The sequence below is a fragment of the Acetatifactor sp. genome, assembly GCF_982438285.1.
Genome location: NZ_CEWDFQ010000257.1, coordinates 1 through 4,571 on the forward strand (window position 1 = coordinate 1; position 4,571 = coordinate 4,571).

A 4,571-nucleotide genomic window follows, 5' to 3' on the forward strand; every position below is an offset into this window, starting at 1 on the left:
TATGGCGGATATGGTGGATGTGGGAATCGCCACGGGCAACAGGCCCTACATATTTGAAAAGGGACTCCTGATGGCTCTCTGCGCGGTGGCGTCTTTGATTCTGGGCACGGGAAGCGCCCGGTTTGCCGCGGTGTGCGGCCAGGGCATAGGCGCGGAAATCCGAAAGGATGAATACAGGAAGCTCCAGCAGTTTTCCTTTGCCAACACGGACCGATTCCGTGTCTCCTCCCTTGTGACCAGACTCACGGGAGACGTGACAAACATTCAGAATTCTATCTCTACCGGCCTTCGTCCGGCCTGTCGGGCCCCTGTAATGATGCTTACCGCCATTACGGTTTCCTTTTATATCAATAAGGAGCTGGCCGCTGTTTTTCTCATTGCGGCTCCCGTTTTAGGCATATTGCTGTTTTGGATCATCAGTCATGTACGCCCTCTCTACAGCAGGATGCAGAAGGCGGTGGATCTGGTAAACCGGATCATTCAGGAGAATCTCACCGCCATCCGGGTGGTAAAGGCTTACGTGCGGGGAGATTATGAGCTGGCCAAATTTGAGTCGGTCAATCTTGGGCTGCAGACCACCTCGGAAAAGGCCTTCCGGGTGGCTTCCCTGAATATGCCCGCCATGCAGCTTGTGATGTATACCACTATTCTGTGTATTCTCTGGTTCGGGGGCCGTCTGACTCTGGCCGGAGAGCTTCAGGTGGGCGAGCTGACAGGATTTTTAAGCTATGTGCTCCAGGTGTTAAATTCCCTGATGATGATATCCAACGTATTTATGATGTTTACCAGGTCCCTTACCTCCTGGCGGCGCATTACAGAGGTTATGGACGAAAAAATCGATATTACGGAGGAGCGGGCAAGAGATATCACCGTACAGCGGGGAGATATCGTATTTGACCATGTTTATTTTCAATACAGTAAGGATGCAAAGGAGTATGTGCTCTCCGATATCTGCCTTCATATTGAGGCGGGAACTACCGTAGGCATCATCGGCAGAACCGGATCGGCCAAATCCACTTTGGTGCAGCTCATTCCCCGGCTCTATGATGTGACAGACGGGCAGCTTTTGATCGACGGCTGTCCGGTACAGGAATATCCCTTAAAGCCCCTGCGGGACTCTATTGCCATGGTGCTGCAGAAAAACACGCTTTTCTCCGGCACTGTCAGGGATAATCTGCTCTGGGGCAAGGAGGACGCCTCCCAGGAGGAAATAGAGGAGGCCTGCCGGATTGCCTGCGTGGATGAGTTTATCGGGCGGCTTGAAAAGGGATATGATACAGATCTGGGCCAGGGCGGCGTCAATGTGTCCGGCGGGCAAAAGCAGAGGCTGTGCATCGCCAGAGCCCTTCTGAAAAAGCCGAAGGTGCTCATACTGGACGACTCCACCAGCGCCGTGGATACGGCCACAGAGGCAAGGATCAGAGAGGGTCTGGCAAGCTATCTTCCAAAAACCACCAAAATTATCATTGCCCAGAGAATTTCCTCCGTGTTCCACGCAGACAAGATCGTGATTTTGGAGGACGGTAAAATTCATGCCGTGGGGACCCATAAGGAGCTTCTGGCAAATAACCAAATCTATCAGGAGATTTATCAATCCCAGCAGGAAGGAGCGGATCTGTAATGCCAAGATATAACGGATATGCACGTCCCAAAAACAAAAAGAAAACCATCAGACAGCTTCTCCACTATATGGGAATCTACAAATGGTCCATGGTGCTTGTGGCTCTTTTGGTATGTATCAGCAGCATGGCAAATATCATGGGAACCTATCTGCTCAAGCCTGTGATCAACAACTACATTCTGCCGGGAGATATCCCGGGACTTTTGGGCATGGTTTTTTCTATGGCCCTTATGTACGGCTGTGGGGCGTTTGCCACGCTGGGGTACAATCAGCTGATGGTGCACACCTGTCAGAAAATCGTAGGCCGTATCCGCCGGGATTTATTTGCCCACACCCAAAAGCTCCCCCTCTCCTATTTTGACGCCCACACCCACGGAGAGCTGATGAGCCGTTTCACCAATGACGTGGATACCTTAACCGAGGCCTTAAACAACAGCTTTACCCTGTTGATCCAGAGCTTTATCATGGTCAGCGGCACTATCGTCATGCTCATTGTGCTGAATTTCCGCCTGTCCCTGATCGTCATCGCCTTTTTGCTTATGATGCTTCTATTTATCCGCATAAACGGACGGCGCAGCAAAAAATATTATCAGGAGCAGCAAAAGCATCTGGGCAGCATCAACAGCTTTGTGGAGGAAATGGTCAGCGGACAGAAGGTGGAAAAGGTTTTCAACCATGAGGACAAGGATTTTGAGGAATTCTGCCGCAGAAATGAGGCGCTGCGCCAGGCGTCCACCAAGGCGCTCTCCTATTCCGGCATGATGGTGCCGGCCATCGTAAGCCTTTCCTACTTTAATTATGCGGTTTCTGCCTGCGTGGGCGGGCTGTTTGTGCTCTCCGGCCTGATGGACTTAGGAAGCCTCACCTCCTATCTGGTATATGTGAGGCAGAGCGCTATGCCCATGAATCAGTTTACCCAGCAGGTCAACTTTCTTCTGGCGGCTCTGTCGGGAGCCGAACGGATTTTTGAGATGATGGAGGAGGAGCCGGAACCGGATCAGGGGCACATTACCCTTTGCCATGTACAGGAAAGGGATGGAAAGCTTTATGAGAGCGATGCAGAGGGCCGGGACTTTGCCTGGAAGGTGCCCCTGGAGGGAGGGGGCTTTCAGCTGGTTCCCTTAAAAGGAGACGTGCGGTTTCATGACGTGGTGTTCGGCTACACTCCAGAGAAACGAATTTTAAACGGCATCAGTCTCTACGCCAAGCCCGGACAGAAAATTGCCTTTGTGGGCTCCACCGGAGCGGGAAAAACCACCATTATCAACCTGATCAACCGTTTTTATGAGATACAGGGAGGCTCCATCACCTATGACGGCCTGGATATCAGGGATATCTGCAAAAAGGACCTGCGGCGTTCTCTTTCCCTGGTCATTCAGGACACTCATCTGTTCACCGGCACCATTGCCGACAACATCCGCTACGGCCGTCTGAAGGCAAGTGATGAGGAGGTCAGGCAGGCAGCCTTGATCGCCAATGCCGATTCCTTCATCCGCAGACTGCCCAATGGATATGACACGATGCTGCACAGCGACGGCTCCAACCTATCCCAGGGCCAAAGACAGCTTCTGGCCATCGCCAGAGCCGCCATCTCCCGCCCGCCGGTATTGATTTTGGACGAGGCCACCAGCTCTATTGACACCAGGACAGAGCGTCTCATCGAAAAGGGAATGGATTCCTTGATGGAAGGGCGCACCGTGTTTGTCATCGCCCACAGGCTTTCTACTGTGCGCAATTCCAAGGCCATTATGGTATTGGAGCAGGGAGAAATCATTGAAAGAGGCAGCCACGAGGAGCTGCTTGCCCAAAAGGGCCGTTACTACCGGCTTTACACCGGACAATTTGAACTGGAATAAAAAAGGAGGTCGGCATGGAAAAACAAGCTATCAGAGAAGCTATGCTGGAAATGGAAATTGCAAGAAAAAGGATTTTACAGCCTGCCTTTCAGAAGCTGGGGCTGACGGTAGGACAGCCCAGGATCTTAAACAAGCTCTATGAACAGGATCACATTACCCAAAAAGAGCTGGCAGATAAATGCTTTCTGGATACGGCCACCATTTCCAGAAATTTAGACCGGCTGGAGAAAGCGGGCTATATCACCAGAGAAAAGCACCCTGGCTGCCGCCGGTCCTTTCTCATTGTGCTTACCGAGAAAGGAAGGGTCTGCGCCGCCAGGGTGCATGGAAATTTTGTAAGGCTGGACGAGCAAATCTGCCAGAATCTCACCAAACAGGAAATGCAGAGCTTTCTCGACTGTGCAAAAAAGATCGTTACCAGCCTAAAGCTCCCTCCTGCTTTGCTTGAATCCGCTGATACTGCAGGAGAAGCTTCACCACCCGGCTGTAGCTGACCATGCCGTCCTCCACCCCGTTGACCCGCAGAGTGGTATCCACAAAGACATCCGAAACCTGATCCACCGTCTCCGTGTCAAAAATTGCCTTGCCATTGATACGGTCCCATTCTTCCTGCGTCACAAACACATCATCCTCATACACCTGCTCATACAGCCTAACGGGATAAACGTCCGACGATATGCTGCTTCCCGCCTCCTGCATGGCATATATATCGTTGCTCACATAGGGAAGAACGCTTAAATATCCGCTGTACTGAAAATAAATGTCATCAGACTGGATGCAGGCCAGATAGCTGATAAAATTTGCTTCATCCTCGTAGATATAACCTCTTAAATGGGCCAGCTCATGGCACATGCAGGCCGGCTTGTTCAGAATATACATCACATCGTTGTAATTTGCTTCCATGGAAAAAGGAAAATAGTAGCCCTGCATATACTGCTGACACATAAAATCCGAGAAGAAAAGAGGCTTTGGACTGGGATAATACCCATCCAGCTGGGGATAGGTCTCTCCCAGCTGTTTCATAATCTCTATGGCTTTTTCCTCCATTGTCCCTATTTCACCGTTTTCCAGAAGGCCCCCCGGATAAACAATCC

General features: G+C 51.2%; 4 protein-coding genes. 3 read left to right on the top strand and 1 reads right to left on the bottom strand.

The window, feature by feature from the left end; translation table 11 throughout:
- From AC1WIP_RS11895 to AC1WIP_RS11905, 3 genes are all read left to right on the top strand, one after another.
- A partial coding sequence (locus AC1WIP_RS11895) for an ABC transporter ATP-binding protein (protein WP_481142028.1) occupies positions 1 to 1,621 on the top strand: 1,621 nt, incomplete at its 5' end.
- A complete protein-coding gene (locus AC1WIP_RS11900; protein WP_481142029.1) occupies positions 1,621 to 3,477 on the top strand; it encodes an ABC transporter ATP-binding protein in 1,857 nt (618 codons plus the stop codon). The genes AC1WIP_RS11895 and AC1WIP_RS11900, both read left to right, overlap by 1 nt.
- 14 nt (positions 3,478 to 3,491) lie before the next feature.
- Positions 3,492 to 3,971 carry a MarR family winged helix-turn-helix transcriptional regulator gene (locus tag AC1WIP_RS11905; protein ID WP_481142030.1) on the top strand — a complete coding sequence of 160 codons (480 nt, stop codon included), beginning with the start codon at positions 3,492 to 3,494 and terminating at the stop codon, positions 3,969 to 3,971.
- Here the strand turns inward: AC1WIP_RS11905 and AC1WIP_RS11910 are convergent.
- Positions 3,892 to 4,571, bottom strand: a 680-nt coding sequence (locus AC1WIP_RS11910; RefSeq protein WP_481142031.1) for a DUF3810 domain-containing protein, incomplete at its 5' end; no start/stop codon positions are given. The two genes, AC1WIP_RS11905 and AC1WIP_RS11910, sit on opposite strands and share 80 nt — an antisense overlap.